20 protein-coding genes are annotated in these 14,877 nt (G+C 68.0%); all 20 read right to left on the reverse strand.

Annotated elements, in window-relative coordinates; genetic code table 11:
• Positions 1–68: 68 nt before the first annotated feature.
• Positions 69–1,160 carry an EscU/YscU/HrcU family type III secretion system export apparatus switch protein gene (locus AB0C26_RS14805; RefSeq protein ID WP_360246942.1) on the reverse strand — a complete coding sequence of 364 codons (1,092 nt, stop codon included), beginning with the start codon at positions 1,158–1,160 and terminating at the stop codon, positions 69–71.
• 13 nt (positions 1,161–1,173) lie between these two features.
• Positions 1,174–1,938 carry a flagellar biosynthetic protein FliR gene (locus AB0C26_RS14810; protein ID WP_360246943.1) on the reverse strand — a complete coding sequence of 255 codons (765 nt, stop codon included), beginning with the start codon at positions 1,936–1,938 and terminating at the stop codon, positions 1,174–1,176.
• Positions 1,935–2,798 carry a flagellar type III secretion system pore protein FliP gene (gene fliP, locus AB0C26_RS14815; protein WP_360246945.1) on the reverse strand — a complete coding sequence of 288 codons (864 nt, stop codon included), beginning with the start codon at positions 2,796–2,798 and terminating at the stop codon, positions 1,935–1,937. Before fliP ends, AB0C26_RS14810 begins: the two co-directional genes overlap by 4 nt.
• Positions 2,795–3,226, reverse strand: a complete 432-nt coding sequence (locus AB0C26_RS14820) for a flagellar biosynthetic protein FliO (RefSeq protein WP_360246947.1) — start codon at positions 3,224–3,226, stop codon at positions 2,795–2,797. The genes fliP and AB0C26_RS14820 overlap by 4 nt, the downstream gene beginning before the upstream one ends.
• Positions 3,227–3,230: 4 nt before the next feature.
• Positions 3,231–3,989: a flagellar motor switch protein FliN gene (gene fliN / locus AB0C26_RS14825; protein WP_360246949.1), complete on the reverse strand. Its 759-nt coding sequence runs from the start codon at positions 3,987–3,989 to the stop codon at positions 3,231–3,233.
• The gene (locus AB0C26_RS14830; RefSeq protein ID WP_360246951.1) at positions 3,986–4,906 is read right to left on the reverse strand and encodes a flagellar motor switch protein FliM; all 921 of its coding nucleotides are present in this window, start codon (positions 4,904–4,906) and stop codon (positions 3,986–3,988) included. The genes fliN and AB0C26_RS14830 overlap by 4 nt, the downstream gene beginning before the upstream one ends.
• Before the next feature lie 139 nt (positions 4,907–5,045).
• The gene (locus AB0C26_RS14835) at positions 5,046–5,498 is read right to left on the reverse strand and encodes a flagellar basal body-associated FliL family protein (protein ID WP_360246953.1); all 453 of its coding nucleotides are present in this window, start codon (positions 5,496–5,498) and stop codon (positions 5,046–5,048) included.
• Positions 5,499–5,512: 14 nt separating this feature from the next.
• A complete protein-coding gene (locus AB0C26_RS14840) occupies positions 5,513–6,529 on the reverse strand; it encodes a flagellar motor protein MotB (protein WP_360246955.1) in 1,017 nt (338 codons plus the stop codon).
• Between the two features lie 3 nt (positions 6,530–6,532).
• Entirely contained in the window at positions 6,533–7,324 is a 792-nt protein-coding gene (locus AB0C26_RS14845; RefSeq protein WP_360246957.1) for a motility protein A, read from the reverse strand.
• A 2-nt stretch (positions 7,325–7,326) separates the two neighbouring features.
• Entirely contained in the window at positions 7,327–7,605 is a 279-nt protein-coding gene (locus AB0C26_RS14850; protein ID WP_097318682.1) for a flagellar FlbD family protein, read from the reverse strand.
• A gap of 197 nt (positions 7,606–7,802) precedes the next feature.
• A complete protein-coding gene (locus tag AB0C26_RS14855; protein ID WP_360246959.1) occupies positions 7,803–9,080 on the reverse strand; it encodes a flagellar hook protein FlgE in 1,278 nt (425 codons plus the stop codon).
• A gap of 28 nt (positions 9,081–9,108) precedes the next feature.
• A complete protein-coding gene (locus tag AB0C26_RS14860) occupies positions 9,109–9,660 on the reverse strand; it encodes a flagellar hook capping FlgD N-terminal domain-containing protein (protein ID WP_360246961.1) in 552 nt (183 codons plus the stop codon).
• 126 nt (positions 9,661–9,786) lie between these two features.
• A complete protein-coding gene (locus AB0C26_RS14865) occupies positions 9,787–10,275 on the reverse strand; it encodes a hypothetical protein (RefSeq protein ID WP_097317699.1) in 489 nt (162 codons plus the stop codon).
• 7 nt (positions 10,276–10,282) lie between these two features.
• The gene (locus AB0C26_RS14870) at positions 10,283–10,645 is read right to left on the reverse strand and encodes a response regulator (protein ID WP_097317698.1); all 363 of its coding nucleotides are present in this window, start codon (positions 10,643–10,645) and stop codon (positions 10,283–10,285) included.
• Positions 10,642–11,127, reverse strand: coding sequence for a chemotaxis protein CheX (locus AB0C26_RS14875; protein ID WP_360246963.1), 486 nt, complete (start codon positions 11,125–11,127; stop codon positions 10,642–10,644). Before AB0C26_RS14875 ends, AB0C26_RS14870 begins: the two co-directional genes overlap by 4 nt.
• Entirely contained in the window at positions 11,124–11,510 is a 387-nt protein-coding gene (locus AB0C26_RS14880; RefSeq protein ID WP_360246965.1) for a response regulator, read from the reverse strand. The genes AB0C26_RS14875 and AB0C26_RS14880 overlap by 4 nt, the downstream gene beginning before the upstream one ends.
• A gap of 7 nt (positions 11,511–11,517) precedes the next feature.
• Positions 11,518–12,363, reverse strand: a complete 846-nt coding sequence (locus AB0C26_RS14885) for a CheR family methyltransferase (RefSeq protein WP_360246967.1) — start codon at positions 12,361–12,363, stop codon at positions 11,518–11,520.
• Positions 12,360–13,553 carry a chemotaxis response regulator protein-glutamate methylesterase gene (locus AB0C26_RS14890; RefSeq protein ID WP_360246969.1) on the reverse strand — a complete coding sequence of 398 codons (1,194 nt, stop codon included), beginning with the start codon at positions 13,551–13,553 and terminating at the stop codon, positions 12,360–12,362. The genes AB0C26_RS14885 and AB0C26_RS14890 overlap by 4 nt, the downstream gene beginning before the upstream one ends.
• Before the next feature lie 14 nt (positions 13,554–13,567).
• Positions 13,568–14,440 (reverse strand): hypothetical protein, encoded by an 873-nt coding sequence (locus AB0C26_RS14895; protein ID WP_360246971.1) that lies wholly within the window; start codon positions 14,438–14,440, stop codon positions 13,568–13,570.
• A complete protein-coding gene (locus AB0C26_RS14900; RefSeq protein WP_097317692.1) occupies positions 14,440–14,877 on the reverse strand; it encodes a chemotaxis protein CheW in 438 nt (145 codons plus the stop codon). The genes AB0C26_RS14895 and AB0C26_RS14900 overlap by 1 nt, the downstream gene beginning before the upstream one ends.

Genomic DNA, 14,877 nt, shown 5'->3' on the forward strand with positions numbered 1-14,877 from the left:
GCGTCTCACTTACGTGCCGATCTTCTCGCGTTCGCGGTACCGATGTGAGGAAATCTCCGTATTTCGTGTTATGCGGCGGCTGAGGCGGAATTGGGGCTGCGGTGCAGGCCTGCCGCCGATCCCTTCGCCTTCAGGCTCATCACGAACGCCAGCACCTTGGCCACCGAGCCGAAGAAGTCGGCCGGGATCTCGGCGCCGACCTCGGTTCCCGCGTAGAGGGCCCGGGCCAGCGGCACGTCCTCGACCATCGGCACCCGGTGCTCGGCCGCCAGTTCGCGGATCTTGAGGGCGAGCGGGCCCTGACCCTTGGCCACCACCCGGGGCGCGCCCTTCTGCGGCTCGTAGCGCAGCGCCACCGCCACGTGGGTCGGGTTGACCAGCACCACGTCGGCGGTCGGCACGTCGGCCATCTGCCGGTTGCGGGCCATCGCCATCTGCCGGGCGCGGATCTGCGCCTTGATGAGCGGGTCACCCTCGGTGTTCTTGTACTCCTGCTTGACCTCTTCCTTCGTCATCCGCAGCTGCTTGTTGGTGCGGCGGCGAACCACGAAGTAGTCGGCCGCGGCCATCACGATGCCGGCCACCGAGGCGGCCTGAATCAGGCCGACGATGGAGTCGGTGACCTCGCCCAGCAGCGAGGTGAGCGGGAGCTGCCCGGCGGTCATCAGCACCGGGATGACGTCCTTGGTCGTCGTGTACAGCACGCCGGCCAGCACCGCGGTCTTGACCAGCGCCTTGATGCCCTCCCAGAGGGCCTGGGGGCCGAACATCCGCTTGATGCCGGGCAGCGGGTTGAGCCGGCTGAACTTCGGGATGAACAGCTTGGTGGCGACCCGGATGCCGCCCTGGGCGCCGGCCGCCGCCACGCCGACCGCCATCATCGTCAGAGCCAGCGGCAGCACCGCCCAGGCGGCGCCGAACATCGCCTCCTTGAGGATGTACAGGGCCTGCGACGGTTGCGGATCGGCGACCACATCGGGGACCTGGACCATGACTTCCTCGGCGTGCTTCATGGCCGATTCCATGGTCCGTGGCAGCAGGATGCTCGCCGCGAGCATGCCGAACCAGGCGCCGATGTCCTGCGTACGGCCGATCTGTCCTTCGCGTTTGGCTTTCTTGAGTTTCTGTGGTGTCGGCTGTTCGGTCTTCTCGCCCGACATCGCGCACCCCCCTTCAGCCGCCGGTCAGCTGGAGGACCGCGCTGACCGCGCGCTCCACCACCTTGCCGATCACGCCGGGCAGCGCGGTGATCGCGATGCCGGACAGCAGCAGAACCAGGAAAATCTTGGCCGGGAAGCCCAGCTGGAACGCGTTGAGCGCCGGAGCGACCCGGTTGAGCAGGCCGAACGCGCAGTCGGTGAGGAACAGCACGGCGACCAGCGGGCCGGCGATCTGGATGGCCGCCACGAACATGTCGCCGATGCCCTTGAGCAGTACCTCGCTGAAGGTGCCGAGCGAGAAGGTGACGTCCAGCGGCACCGTCCGGAACGACTGGAGAAAACCCCGGAGCACCATCTGATGGCCCTCGGTGACGAACAGCAGGGTCACCGCGACGAGGTTGTAGAACTTGCCGAACACCGAGCTCTGGTTCTGCGACAGCGGGTCGTACCCCATGGCCAGGGTGAAGCCGCCGAACAGGTCGAGCAGGTCGCCCGCGGCCTGCAGGGCGGCGAACAGCAGCGCGGTGACGAAGCCGAGCCCGGCGCCCACGAACACCTGCAGGGCCGCGCTGAACACGATGTCGGAGGTCTCCAGCGAGGGCACCGTGCCGCGCAGGTAGGGCGCGAGCGGCAGGGTGAGGCCGACCGACAGCAGCGCCTTGACCGTGCCCGGGATGAGCCGCGAGTTGAACGGCGGGCAGATCATCAGCCAGGCGCCGGTGCGCGCCGCCCCGAGCAGGATCGCGAGCAGGTCGGCGATCGCGACGTCGAGGTTCATTTGTACGACGCCACGAGCGCGGTGAGAATCAGCCCCCAGCCGTTCACCAGCACGAACAGCAAAAGCTTGAAGGGTAAAGAAATAGTGACGGGTGGCAGCATCATCATGCCCAGCGACATGAGCGACGCCGAGACGACCATGTCGATCAGCAGGAACGGGATGAAGATGACGAAGCCGATGATGAAGGCGGCCCGCAGCTCGGACAGGATGAAGGCCGGGATCAGCGTGGTCAGCTCGACGTCGTCGCGGTTCTTCGGCCGGTCCTCGCCGGACAGCTTGACCAGCAACGCCACCTCGTCCTCGCGGGTGGTGCGCCACATGAAGTCCCGCAGCGGCTTCACGCCGGCCTCGAACGCCTGCGTCTGGGTCTTGTCGCCCTTGAGATAGGGCTGTACGCCCTGCTCGTTCATCGCGGACACGGTCGGCCCCATGATGAACAGGCTGATGAACAGGGCCAGGCCGGCGAGGACCTGGTTGGGTGGCATCGAGGTCAGGCCGAGGGCGTTACGGGTGATGCCGAGAACCATGAAGATCTTGGTGAAGCAGGTGCAGAGCAGCAGCAGCGCCGGCGCGACCGACAGGATCGTCAGGCCCAGCATGATGATCAGCGAGGTGGAGGGCCGGCTGCCGTCCGGGTTGGTGCCGTTGATGTTGAGGTTGATGTTGGGCTGACCGGGCCGGCTCGGCGGGGTCGGCGGCGCCGGTGCCCGCTCGGGCGCTCTTTCCGGCGGGGCCACGACGACCGTGGCCGGCGCACGCTCCATGACCGTGGGCTCGGCCGCGGCCGGCTTCGGGCCGGGCAGCAGGACGAGCGCGAGCCCTAGGCTCGCGAAGATCAGCAGGAGCGCGCGCCGCATCATCGCCGGGTCGTCCGATCACGCAGGAAGCTCATGGTCTGCGACCAGGTGCGGGGTGAGAGGAGCGAGCCGTCGAGCCGGCCCGGCGACCCGGCCGCCGGATGCCGGCCGGGCAGCTCGACGCCGAGCGAGGCGGTCTCCTCCGGGCCGAGGGTGAGGTGGTCGCGGTGTTCGTGCGGGTGCTTCTCGAAGTCCTCGACGTCGGCCTCACCGAGCAGGCTCACGTTCTGGTCGGTGACCCCGAGGATCATCGCCCGGTCGGCCACCCGGACGACGGCCACCGCCGCGCCCCGGGTCAGCTGCTGCCGGTTGAGCACGACGAGCGCGCCGTGCCCACGCCCCAGCGGCCGGCGGATCAGGCGCGCCAGCAGCCACATCATGCCCAGGATGACGAAGAGCGAGAAACCGATCCGCAGGGCCAGCTCGAACAAGGCCTTACCCTTCGGCGCCGGGAGCGACGATCTCGGTGATCCGGATGCCGAAGTTCTCGTCCACCACGACCACCTCGCCGCGGGCGATCAGCCGGCCGTTCACCAGCAGGTCGGCCGGGCTGCCGGCGGCCCGGTCGAGCTCGACGATCGCGCCCGGGGTGAGCGAGAGCAGTTCGCGCACGCTCATCCGGGTCCGGCCCAGCTCGGCCGAGACCTCCATCTCGACGTCGTGCAGCATGTCCAGGCCGCCGCGGATCGCCATCGCCGGCGCCGCCGTCTCGCGGCGGGCCACCCCGCCGGCGGCGGCCGGATCGTCGGTCGGCCAGGGCGTGAGCGACAGCGCCAGCACCGCCCGGATGTCCGGGCCCTCGACCAGCGGGACGGCGATGGCGTCGTCCTTGGTGGCGAGCGCGCTGAGCGCCACGCCGGGCTCCATCACCGTGCCCGGGTCGAGCACCACCGGCCCGAAGGCGCGGGCCGCGGCCTCGAGCGCGGGCCGGACGGCGGCGGTCAGGTCGAGCTCCCCGATCGGGCTCTCCTTGAGCGCGTCCGCCAGGTCCTGACCGACCACCACGACCACCTCGCCGGTGGCCGCGCCGCTGAACCTCGCGGTCACCGCCTGCCCCTCGGACAGGATGTCCGCGGAGGCGGTGATCGGGTCGGCGACGGCCAGCGGACGGCTGGTGGGCAGGACGGCGAGCGCGGCCTCGGCGGCCGTCCGGGCGAGCGCCAGCTGCGGCGCGGTGATGGTGGGCGCGGTCATGGGCGGCCAGACTCCTTGGGCGAGGACTCTTTGGGGGACGGCACCACGAGGCAGGCGAGCCGAGCCCCCTGATTACCGGGAACTGCATGGGCGAAAACGGTCTCGTTGACTGTCACCTCGAGCGGCCGGCTGGTCGGGTGGCCCAGCGGGACGACGTCGCCGGGGCGTAGGTCCACGATGTCATCGGTACGCATGCGAATGGGCTGAAATCGGATTGCCACATCGAGCGGAGCCGCGGAAAGCCCGGCGGTGATGTTGCGCAGCGCCATGTCCTTGGTGGCCCGTTCGGCGTCGCTGAGCACCACCGCCTCGGTGCGGGAGAGCACCGGCAGGATCGTGTTGAAGGGCAGGCAGATGCTGGCCAGGCACTCCTCGGCGCCGATCTTCATGTCGAAGGTGGCGATCACGCAGGCGTCACCGGGCTGGTGGGTGCGCAGGAACTGCGCGTTGTACTCGATGTCCTTGAGCTTGGGCTGGAGTTCGACCAGGTTCTCGAAGCCGTACCGCAGCTCGCCGAGCATCCGCTCCAGCAGGCCGCGCAGCAGGGGCATCTCGACCTCGGTCAGCGGCCGTTCCGGCTGGGGACCGCCAGGCCCGCCCAGCATGTGATCGATAGCGGACATCACGGCCGAGGTAGACATCTCCATGAGAGCCGAGCCCGGGAGCGGGTCGAGGACCACGACGGCGATCACCGTGGGGTTGTTCAGGGACGCCACGTACTCGTCGTAGTTCAGCTGCTCGATCGAGACCAGGCTGACGCTGCTCACGGCGCGCAGCCGGGTGGTCAGCAGGGTTCCGCAACTTCGGGCGTACGTCTCGAAGGCCATCTGCAACGTACGGACGTGCTCGCGGGACAGCTTGATGGGACGGCGGAAGTCGTACGGGGCCGGCCCTGCGCCCTGTCCACGACGCGACATCCGACCCGGGGAGCGTGCGGCGGTGGTCACGTTGTCCCCATCGGCTCGTTTCCGGAACGGCTGAGCCGGAGCGCCGTTTCATCCCCTTAAACGCGTTTCGGGCGGGTCCACCGAAGTGAACCCGCCCGAAGCGTGCGTCTTACTGGGTCACGAACTGCGTGTAGTAGATGCCCATGACCTCTTTGACCTTGTCCTTGGTCGTGTAGGCCTTCTCGATCTTCGCCAGGAGCTCTTCCTTGATCGCGGTGCGGCCCTTCTCGGTCTCCAGCTCGGCGACCTTCCGGCCGGTGTACTCGTCGATCGCCAGCTCGATCGCCTCGCTGGTGTCGACCGCCTCGGCCGCGTCAGCGGTCTGCTGCAGCGAGAAGGCCAGCTTCAGGTAGTGGCCGTCGGCCAGGTTGATCGTCAGCGCCTCGTCGATCGCGGTGACCACGCCCTTCTCCGGCGCGGCGGCCTCGGCGCTGTCGCCCTTCAGCATGAAGAACGCCCCGCCACCACCGCCCAGCAGCACCACGGCGGCGATCACGATGATCATCAGCATCTTCTTGGACTTCTTCGGCGCCTCGGCGGCGGGCGTCTGCTCGTTGCTCATATCGGAACTCCCCCTCAGTCGTGTGCGGTAGACGTGGTGCTGGACTTAGTCGTGCTTTCGGCCGCGGAAGCCGCGTCCTGAGCCGCCTTGGCCTGAGCCGAGGTCTGGCCGGTGTGCAACTTGCTGTCGGAGCCGGAGGCGGCCGGCAGAAGCGCGGCCTGGTCGGCGGTCAGAGTGGTCAGGACGACGATGTCGACGCGGCGGTTCATGGTGATCGACCGGGGGTCGGCCGGGTCGATCAGCGGCTTGGTGTCGGAGTTGCCGACGGCCGTCATGCGGTTCTTGGCGAGGCCCTTGCCGGTCAGGTAGCGGACCGTGGTCGAGGCACGGGCGGCGGAGAGCTCCCAGCCGCTCGGGTAGTACGTCGTCTGAGCCTTGAGCTGGTTGGTGTTGCCGTCGACCTCGATGTTGTTCGGCAGCTTCCGCAGGGTCGGCGCGATGGCGTCCAGGATCTTCTTGCCACCGGGCTTGAGCTCCGCCCGGTTGCCGGCGAAGACCACGTCGTTGGTGAGGACCGTGACCACCAGGCCGCGCCGGTCGATGGTGAACTTGACCGAGCCGAGCAGCTTCTGCGCGGCGAGCACGTCGGAGATCTGGTTCTCGATCTTCTTGAGGTTCTCGGCCTCCTTGGTGGCGGCCTGAGCGTTCTTCGAAGCCTTGGCGCGGTCCTCCGCGGCCATCGCCGCCTTGACCGCCTCCTGCTGCTTGGCCGTCAGGTTGGACGAGCCGGCCTTGCCGTCACCCGGGTTGGCGCCCGGGTCGATCTGGACGACCTCGGCGCTCTGACCGGCACCGTCCAGGGTCGAGGTCTGGCCCGAGAAGGCGGCGCTCTGCGCACCGAAGCCGGAGGAGAGACCGGCCGCCAACTCGGCGAACTTCTTCATGTTGACGTCACTCATCGAGTACAGGACCACGAAGAGAACGAACAGCAGGGTGAGCATGTCGGCGTACGACACGAGCCAGCGCTCGTGGTTGACGTGCTCCTCGTGCTCCTCATGACGCTGCTTACGCTTGCCCCCGCCTGAACTCATGCGTTACGCCGCCTTCTTGGTGTTCGCGGCCGCCTCGGCCTTCTTGGCCTCGTCCGGCGGGAGGAGGCTGCGGAGCTTCTGCGCCACCAGGCGCGGGTTGGAGCCGGCCTGAATGGCCAGGACACCGTCGACGACCAGCTCCATCTCCTCGGCCTCGATGCCGCTGAGGCGGTCGAGACGAGCGGCGAGCGGCAGCCAGAGAACGTTGGCGCTGAGCACACCCCAGAGGGTGGCGACGAACGCGGCGGAGATCGAGTGACCCAGCGTCTCCGGCTGGTTCAGGTTCTCGAGCACGTGCACGAGGCCCATGACCGTACCGATGATGCCGATCGTCGGGGCGTAACCGCCCATGTTCTCGAAGAGCTTCTTGCCGGCCTTGTCGGCCTTCTTCTTGGCCGCGATCTCGGCGTGCAGGACGTCGTGCAGCTCCTCCGGGTCGGTGCCGTCGATCGCCAGTTGAAGACCGCGCTTGAGGAAGGGGTGCTCCACGGTCTTGACCGCGTCCTCGAGGGCCAGCAGACCCTCGCGGCGGGCCCGCTCGGCCAGCTTGACGATGCTGTCGACCAGCTGCGTGGGCGGCGTGACCTTGGCCAGGAACGCCTTCTGGAGGTTCTTGCCGATGCCCGTCGTGTCCTTGAGGACACCGCCGGCCATACCGGCCATGAGCGCTCCACCGAACACCAGCAGCATCGAGGGGATCAGGATGATGGAGGCCGGTGAGCCGCCCTCCAGGATCTGCACCGTGAAGATGATGATGAAGGCAACAACTACACCGACGATCGTTGAGATATCCATGTTCAGCGGTCCTTCCGGTGCAGCGTGAGCACCTGGGCGTCGTGGTCGTCGTCAGACGGAATGGCGGCGGCCGCGGGCTGGGCCTCGAGGCGGGAAGCTTGGGAGATCAGCGAGGCGCGGTAGTGGCGCACTGAATCGATGAACTCGGGCACTGACTCGGCAATGACGTACTTGGTGCCGTCTACCAGGGTGATGACCGTGTCGGGCGTGCACTCGGCGCGCTCGATCAGGTCGGGGTTGAGGGCGAACACGGCACCGTTGATGCGGGTTACAAGGATCACTGTCATCCGTCCTTGGGTGGTGGTGTGGTCCTGGGCTGTAGGACCCTCCGTGGCCCTTCACCGTGTACTTCGGCGACCTGACGGTTGCCGATGAGATCCATACGGTCGCGCTTCGGGTGCAGCCGATCGGTTACACAGAACGGCCGGGACAGGCACTCAAGTGCCCGTCCCGGCCGCCGGCCGGACTGCTGCTACGACTAGCGCTTCATGCTGACGAGCTCCTGCAGGAGCTCGTCGGAGGTCGTGATGACGCGGGAGTTGGCCTGGAAGCCACGCTGGGCGATGACCAGGTTGGTGAACTCCTGGGCCAGGTCGACGTTCGACATCTCGACGGCGCCACTGATCACCTGGCCGAGGCCGGAGCTGGTGGGTGTGCCGACCTGGGCCAGGCCGGAGTTGACGGTCGAGCGGTACATCGAGTCACCGGTCTTCTCGAGACCGTTCACGTTCTTGAAGGTGGCCAGGGCGACCTGGCCGAGCACCTTCTTCTGGCCGTTGCTGAAGGCGCCGATGATCTGCCCGGTGTCCGACACGGTGTACGACAGCGAGGCCAGCGTGCCGGCCGCGTTGCCGTTGGAGTCGGAGACCCGGGCCTCGGTGAGGCCGTGGAACATCGTCAGGTCGGCGCCGTCGACGGTGAGCTCGTCGTTGAGGTTCGAGTTGAGATCCGAGAGACCGGAGAAGGACAGGGTCTTCGCCGTGTCGGCGAGCTTGCCCGCCGTGAACTCCAGGACGCCGCCGTTTTCCGTCATCGGCTTGGCCGTCGCCGAATTACCTGACACACCAACGCTGACCTCGTACTTCCCGGGGTCCTCACCGGCCTCGGTGGTGCGCTTGAAGTACGCCGAGAGGCTGACCGGGGTGCCGAACTTGTCGAACGCCTTGAACGGGATCTCGATCGGATCCAACGTCGAGACGTCGGTGACGCCCTCGGGCACGTCGAAGGTCAGATTGCCCTTCATCTCGATCTTGTCGGTGGGCTTCGGGTCGATGCTCTGGCCGAGCGGCATCTTGATGTCGTCCGGCTTGCCCGCCGGGTTGACCACACCCTTCTCATCGGCGGTCCATCCCTGCACAGGCTCACCGGTGGCGGTGGACAGCGTGCCGTTGGCGTCGAAGAAGAACGAGCCGGCCCGGGTGTACAGCTCCTCCTGGCCGCGGCGGGTGATGAAGAAGCCGTCGCCCTGGATCATCATGTCGCCGGCCTTACCGGTCGTCTGCGCCGATCCCTGGCTGAAGTTGGAGGTGATGCCGGCGTTGCGGACGCCGAGGCCGACCTGGGCCGGGTTGGTGCCGGCCATGCCGTCCTGCGGCGAGCCGGCGGCGCCGACCATCTGGCTCAGCGTGTCCTGGAACTGCACGGAACTGGCCTTGTAACCGACGGTGTTGACGTTCGCGATGTTGTTACCGGTGACGTCCATCATCATCTGATGGGCGTGCAGGCCACTGATGCCCGAGTAGAGAGAGCGCAGCATGAGTTGGGTCCTTCGCGGTGAAGAGGGACTACGGCTTGGGTGTCTCTGAGGTCTTGTCCGTCGGCGCGGCCTTCGGCGCCGGCGCCGGCGGTGCCGCCGGTGCCGCGAGCGGCGCGGTCATCGCGGCCGCCTGGGCCGCGGCGTCCGCCTGCGTCTGGACTTCCATGACCTTGGACAGCTGTACGTCCGTGTTCCCGACCCGCAGAGTCGGTTCGCTGTCGCCGTTGAGCTTCGCTGCCGATATGACTCCCGTGAACTTGGCACCGTTGTCGTCCATGTAGGTGACCGTCTTGCCGACCAGGGAGCTGGCACCGACGAGTTGCTGGGCCTTGAGCATGTCGGCCACCTCACCCAGCTTCTCGACCTGGGTGAACTGCGCCGTCTGGGCCAGGAACTGGGTCGAGTCGGCCGGCTTGCTGGGGTCCTGATACTTCAGCTGGGCCACCAGCAGCTTGAGGAAGGTGTCCTTGTCGCCGAGCGACTTGGGTTTCTCGGGAACGCCGGCCTTGGCCGCGGCCGCCGCGGCCCCCGCCGCGAATGTCCCCGATGGTCCCGTGGAGCCGGAAGTCGGTGAGGTCATCACGCACTCCTGTCCTGATAGCTAGCTCGAACTACGCTTCGACAGGTCTGCGGCTTTGCTTAGCCCCAAAAACAATCGTGGGGCCGCCCCGAGAGAGGCGGCCCCACGATTTCCTGCTTCGTCAGATCACGGTGCGAGGGAAAGGCTGAACTTTCCCTTTCCGTAGCGGTTGACCTCGACCATGAGGTCGACCCGCCGGCCGAGGGCCATGAGGTGGGCGCGGGCGTCCGCCGGCAGCGGGTCGCCCGGGTAGATCACCTGGTACATCTTGATGTGCGGGCCACCCTCGCGGTTGAGGAGGCTGGTCAGCACGTTGCAGAGCTCGAAGACGTTCTCGGCGAGGTTCGGGAACAGTTTCTTCTCGTCGATGCTGTCCTCGGCGGCGCCGGCCGGCAGGAGGCCGAGGGCGGCGCCGGCGTTGGCCGACAGATTGAGATCCATCCCGAGCACGCCGTAGATCTGCTGTGCGTTGTCGGTGAAGATGGCGATCGTCGAGGTGTTCACCTCGTCCGCGGAGAGCGGGTCGCCGGGGCTGACGGTCACTTCCCGGCCGAGCAGGTCCTCGAAGAGGTTGCGAACGGCCAGGGTGCCTGGAAGAACCGAGACATCAGACATGTCGTAATCATCCCAAAATAGGAGCGAAGACCTCATCGAATCGCTCAGCCGAGAAGGGCTTCACGATGAAAAAAAGTGCACCGGCGGCATCGGCCTGATCTTTCATCTCAGGCGTGCTCTCCGATGTCACGAAACCGAACTTGATGTCGTTGCCGGCGGCACGGAGTTGCCGCAGCACCTCGATGCCCGTCATTCCGGGCATGTTCCAGTCCGACAGAACCAGATCCGGGTTCTCCGACTTGGCCATGTCGAACGCCTGCTGGCCGTCCGCGGCCTCGATCAGCTCATGGTCACCGAAGCCGGCCTGACGGAGTGTGCGGACCACGATCTGCCGCATCACCCGACTGTCATCAGCGATGAGAATCTTCATTCCGCGCCCTCCTTGTTGTCGCCGCGGCTATGCCACATGGAAATGGACACCGGTTCGCCGTCCCAGACCCCGTAGACGCCACTGATGCGTTCGGTGTTGGGAAAGCGAGCGGTCGATTCGGGCGCGAGCACCACCTGCGGCAGCGAGAGCAGCGCTCCCGGGGGCAGCATGGCCTTCACGTTGCCACCAACGATGTTGGCGAGTTCACCGAGCACATCCGACACGTCCTCCTCGCTGACCTCGTCCATTTCCATGGCGAGGAACGCGGCGGCGGCGCGGCGCGCCGCCGACGTCGAGGAGGCGTAGACGATGTGCCCGGTCCATGATCCGGTGATGGAGACCGAGGAGTGCACCTCGGAAGGCTGGTTCTCGTCGTACGTCGGGATCAGGGGGCTGATGCCCTCCGGATCCAGGTACGACTCCCACACCTGTTCCACCATCTCCGTGAGGTCGTTCTCATTGACCTCGACTTCGACGCTCATGAATTCGCTCCGGTCGGCACGAGGCCCAGCAGGGCCAGCTTTTCGATCATGGCGCCCTCGGTGAAGGGCTTGATCACGTACTCGTGGGCGCCCGCGGCGAGCGCCCGTACGATCTGGCTCTGTTCGCTCTCGGTGGTGACCATGACCAGCGTCATCTCACGCAGACGCGGGTCGGCCCGGACGTTCGTCACGAACTCGAGCCCGTTCATGTTGGGCATGTTCCAGTCGATGAGAGCCAGTTCGGGCACCTCATCCAGGGTGGCCAGCAGGTCCAGGGCCTCCCGGCCGTCGCCTGCCTCCAGTGCCTCGAAGTTCAGCTTCGAGACAATGCGCTTGAGGATCATGCGCATTGCGCGGGAGTCGTCGATCACCATGGCGCGCATCGCGGCTTCATCCCCTTCTCGCGGCGCCCGCGGGCGCTCCGGTACGGACTCGGTAGGCGGACGTGCGGCCGGCGGCCACCCGCTCGTAGTTGTCGTCGATCCCGATCGTGGTCTCGGCCGCGCCCAGGAACAGCCAGCCGTCGGGCCGTAGCACCTTGGCCATGTTCTGGAGCACGTTGCGCTTGGTGGCGACGTCGAAATAGATCAGGACATTGCGTAGGAAGATCACGTCGAACGGCTGCATGGCCGGGAACGGCGCGGTCAGGTTCATCAGCTTGAACGACACGTTGCGGCGCAGTTGCTGGCTGATCCGCCAGTGCGCGCCGGCCCGCTCGAAGTACTGCACGAGCTGCTGGGCCGGCAGACCACGGTTCACTTCGACCTGGCTGTACTCGCCGGTCTCGGCACGCTTGACCATCTCGGTGGAGATGTCGGTTCCCATGATCTCGTACGACCATCCCGGCGGCAGGTTCTCCTGGAGCAGGATGGCCAGGCTGTACGCCTCCTGGCCGCTGGAGCTGGCCGCCGACCAGATCCGCACCTTGCGGTTCGCGGTGCGCGACTTGATCAGCTCGGGAAGGATCACGTCGGTCAGCGCCGCGAACGGCTCCCGGTCCCGGAACCACGAGGTCTCGTTCGTGGTCAGCGCGTCGATGATCTTGCGCTGGTTCTGCGGGTTCGGGCGGCGCTGGAGTTCCGCCAGGAACTCGTTGACGTTGGGCGCCCCGACGGCCCGGGCGACCGGGATGAGCCTGGCCTCGACCAGGTACTCCTTGCCCGGGGCGAGCACGATCGAGGCCTCGCGGCGCACCAGCTGCGAGACGAAGGCGAACTCGGCTTGCGAGAGAGTCATCGGGCCACCGCCGCCGACCGGCTGCTCTTGATGCGGTTGACCAGGTGGGCCGAGATCCGGTCGAGCGGAAGGATCTCATCCGCCAGCCCGGCACCGACGACCGCGCCCGGCATGCCCCACACCACCGAGGTGGCCTCGTCCTGCGCCAGCACCTCGGCGCCCGCGTCTCTCAGCACTTTCGCACCACCTCGTCCATCGTGTCCCATTCCAGTCAGCACGGTCGCGTACGCCGAAGCGCCGTAAAGGGCCGCCACCGACCGGAACATCACGTCCACGGCCGGGCGGCAGGAGTTCTCCGGCGGCGCGCCGCTGAGCTGGGTCAGCGTCGCGGTGCCCCGGCGGTGGAACACCAGGTGGTTGTCACCCGGTGCGATGTACGCCCACCCGGGCGTCAGCTCCATCCCGTCACCGGCCTCGACCACCCGCAGCGGGGTGCTGCGGTCCAGTCGCTCGGCGAACATCTTGGTGAAGACGGGCGGCATGTGCTGGGTGACCACGATCGGCACGGGAAAGTCCGCGGGCAGGCCCTGCAGCACCTTGGTGAGCGCGTCGGGCCCGCCGGTGGAGGAGCCGATGCACAGGATGTCGATCCGGCCGCCCGCTCCGGCTTTCTTGGCGGGACGGGCCGGGGCCGCTCCGGGTGGCGCCGCGCCGGGTCGTCCCGGTCCGGCCGGCGGCAGGCCGGCCCGGGGCGGGGCCGCGCCGGGCCGGGTGGGGGTGGCCGGGCGGGCCGGCGCGGTGGCGCCGGGGCGGGCCGGGGCGCTCGGCGGTGCGGCGCCCGGGCGCTTCCGGCCGGCCAGCGCGTAGATCTTGGGGACGAGCTCGTTGCGTACGGCCGCGATCGACTCGTTCACGGACCCGACGTTGCTGGGCTTTGTGACGTAGTCGGTGGCGCCGGCCGAGAGCGCCTCCAGCGTCGCCGTCGCGCCCGCGGCCGACAGCGTACTGAACATGATCACCGGGATGTGCTTGTGACGCTTGCGCAGCTCACGGACCGCCTCGATGCCGTCCATCTGCGGCATCTCGATGTCCATGGTGATGACGTCGGGCTTGAGCTGGTCGATCTTGGCCTGAGCCAGCTGGCCGTTCGACGCCGTGCCGACGACCTCGATGTTCTCCGCTCCGCCCAGAGCGTCCACGATCAAACGCCGGACCACCACGGAGTCGTCCACGACGAGGACCGAAATCATCTGACCACCTCCTCTCACCCGAGCCACGCGGGGCCGAGAGCGGCGACGACAGGTGCGAGAAGGCGATGGGCGGTGGAGGTATCCAGCAGATCCCGCACCACCAGCGCCTGCACCGCGCCGCTGAGCATGTTCCAGACACCGCCGGCCCGGTCGGCCAGCGGAATCGCGGCCGTGTCGACGGCCTGTACCAACAGCATCTGCGCCGCGGCGGCGGTGCGGACCCGATCGGAGAGATACGCCGCCCAGGAGGCGGAATGCACCGCCGGCGACCAACCGCCGGCGTTGCGGCGGGCGTCCTCCGCCGAGGCCACCAACCGGCTGAGATCCGATGAGCGCAGCGAGCGCAACCGGTCGAGCAGCGCGGAAACCGTGTAGTGGTGCGGGCCGAGGTCGATCGGCGCGCCGGTGGGCAGCCGGCGCATCGCCGCCACCCAGCCCGCGCCCAGCCGCCGGCGCGTGTCCGAGTCGAGGACCTCGCGCAGATAACTGGCCACGGCCGCGTCGCAGATCAGGCCGGTGGCCGCGGCGGCCACCTCGGTCTGCGTCGCGTCCCGGCCGGTGCCGGTCCACGTCCAGGCCATCACGTCGTACCGCACGCAGGTCAGCAGCGCGTCGACCGAACCGATCGGCGCGCGCTCGACCAGGGCCAGGCTGCCCGCCGGGTCGTCCTTGGACATGCCCTTGAGCGAGGGCATCCGGCGGGCCGCGCTCTCCACCTCGACCCAGAGCGGGCCGCGGACCCCCTCGTCGGGCAGGCGCTCGGCCAGCACCGGCAGATCGTCCACGCTCAACCGGAGTCCGCGCAGCACGACCTCGGCCGTCGCCGACCCGCCGCTGAGGCGGGTCAGGTCGAAGCCGAGCACCGGCGCGCTGACGAGGCTGTACATCAGGTGGTGGCGCGGTGCGTGTCGACGGCCTGGTTGACGTCCAGGGCCAGCATGAGCCGGCCGTCCAGCTTGAACGTGCCCACCACCAGCTCCCGGGTCGGCCCGCTGAGCGTGTCCGGTGGCGGCTCGAACGTCGCCTCGTCGAGGTCGACCACCTCACCGATCTTGTCGACGACCAGACTGACCGGCTCGCCGTCGCCGCGCAGGATCACGTTCATCACCGGGCCCTGCAACGCCTTGCGGACCAGCCCCAGCTGGACCCGGAGGTCGACCGCGGCGATCACCTGACCGCGCAGGTTGAACAGCCCGCCGACGGCCGGCGGCGCGAGCGGCACCGGGGTGTACTCGTTGTACGAGAGCACCTCCTGCACCGTGTGCACCTCGACGCCGAAGAGCTGGTCGGCCACCTCGAAGGTGGCGAACTGCCGGCTCGCCAT

The sequence above is a fragment of the Actinoplanes sp. NPDC048796 genome (genome assembly GCF_040650035.1).
In the GTDB taxonomy this organism is placed as follows: domain Bacteria; phylum Actinomycetota; class Actinomycetes; order Mycobacteriales; family Micromonosporaceae; genus Actinoplanes.

Excerpts from the sequence above, each read along its gene's own strand:
- AB0C26_RS14805 (WP_360246942.1), bottom strand. The coding sequence starts at position 1,160 with ATGTCGGGCGAGAAGACCGAACAGCCGACACCACAGAAACTCAAGAAA.
- AB0C26_RS14810 (WP_360246943.1), bottom strand. The coding sequence starts at position 1,938 with ATGAACCTCGACGTCGCGATCGCCGACCTGCTCGCGATCCTGCTCGGG.
- fliP (WP_360246945.1), bottom strand. The coding sequence starts at position 2,798 with ATGATGCGGCGCGCGCTCCTGCTGATCTTCGCGAGCCTAGGGCTCGCG.
- fliN (WP_360246949.1), bottom strand. The coding sequence starts at position 3,989 with ATGACCGCGCCCACCATCACCGCGCCGCAGCTGGCGCTCGCCCGGACG.
- AB0C26_RS14830 (WP_360246951.1), bottom strand. The coding sequence starts at position 4,906 with ATGTCGCGTCGTGGACAGGGCGCAGGGCCGGCCCCGTACGACTTCCGC.
- AB0C26_RS14835 (WP_360246953.1), bottom strand. The coding sequence starts at position 5,498 with ATGAGCAACGAGCAGACGCCCGCCGCCGAGGCGCCGAAGAAGTCCAAG.
- AB0C26_RS14840 (WP_360246955.1), bottom strand. The coding sequence starts at position 6,529 with ATGAGTTCAGGCGGGGGCAAGCGTAAGCAGCGTCATGAGGAGCACGAG.
- AB0C26_RS14845 (WP_360246957.1), bottom strand. The coding sequence starts at position 7,324 with ATGGATATCTCAACGATCGTCGGTGTAGTTGTTGCCTTCATCATCATC.
- AB0C26_RS14855 (WP_360246959.1), bottom strand. The coding sequence starts at position 9,080 with ATGCTGCGCTCTCTCTACTCGGGCATCAGTGGCCTGCACGCCCATCAG.
- AB0C26_RS14860 (WP_360246961.1), bottom strand. The coding sequence starts at position 9,660 with ATGACCTCACCGACTTCCGGCTCCACGGGACCATCGGGGACATTCGCG.
- AB0C26_RS14865 (WP_097317699.1), bottom strand. The coding sequence starts at position 10,275 with ATGTCTGATGTCTCGGTTCTTCCAGGCACCCTGGCCGTTCGCAACCTC.
- AB0C26_RS14870 (WP_097317698.1), bottom strand. The coding sequence starts at position 10,645 with ATGAAGATTCTCATCGCTGATGACAGTCGGGTGATGCGGCAGATCGTG.
- AB0C26_RS14875 (WP_360246963.1), bottom strand. The coding sequence starts at position 11,127 with ATGAGCGTCGAAGTCGAGGTCAATGAGAACGACCTCACGGAGATGGTG.
- AB0C26_RS14880 (WP_360246965.1), bottom strand. The coding sequence starts at position 11,510 with ATGCGCGCCATGGTGATCGACGACTCCCGCGCAATGCGCATGATCCTC.
- AB0C26_RS14885 (WP_360246967.1), bottom strand. The coding sequence starts at position 12,363 with ATGACTCTCTCGCAAGCCGAGTTCGCCTTCGTCTCGCAGCTGGTGCGC.
- AB0C26_RS14890 (WP_360246969.1), bottom strand. The coding sequence starts at position 13,553 with ATGATTTCGGTCCTCGTCGTGGACGACTCCGTGGTGGTCCGGCGTTTG.
- AB0C26_RS14895 (WP_360246971.1), bottom strand. The coding sequence starts at position 14,440 with ATGTACAGCCTCGTCAGCGCGCCGGTGCTCGGCTTCGACCTGACCCGC.
- AB0C26_RS14900 (WP_097317692.1), bottom strand. The coding sequence starts at position 14,877 with ATGGCGAGCCGGCAGTTCGCCACCTTCGAGGTGGCCGACCAGCTCTTC.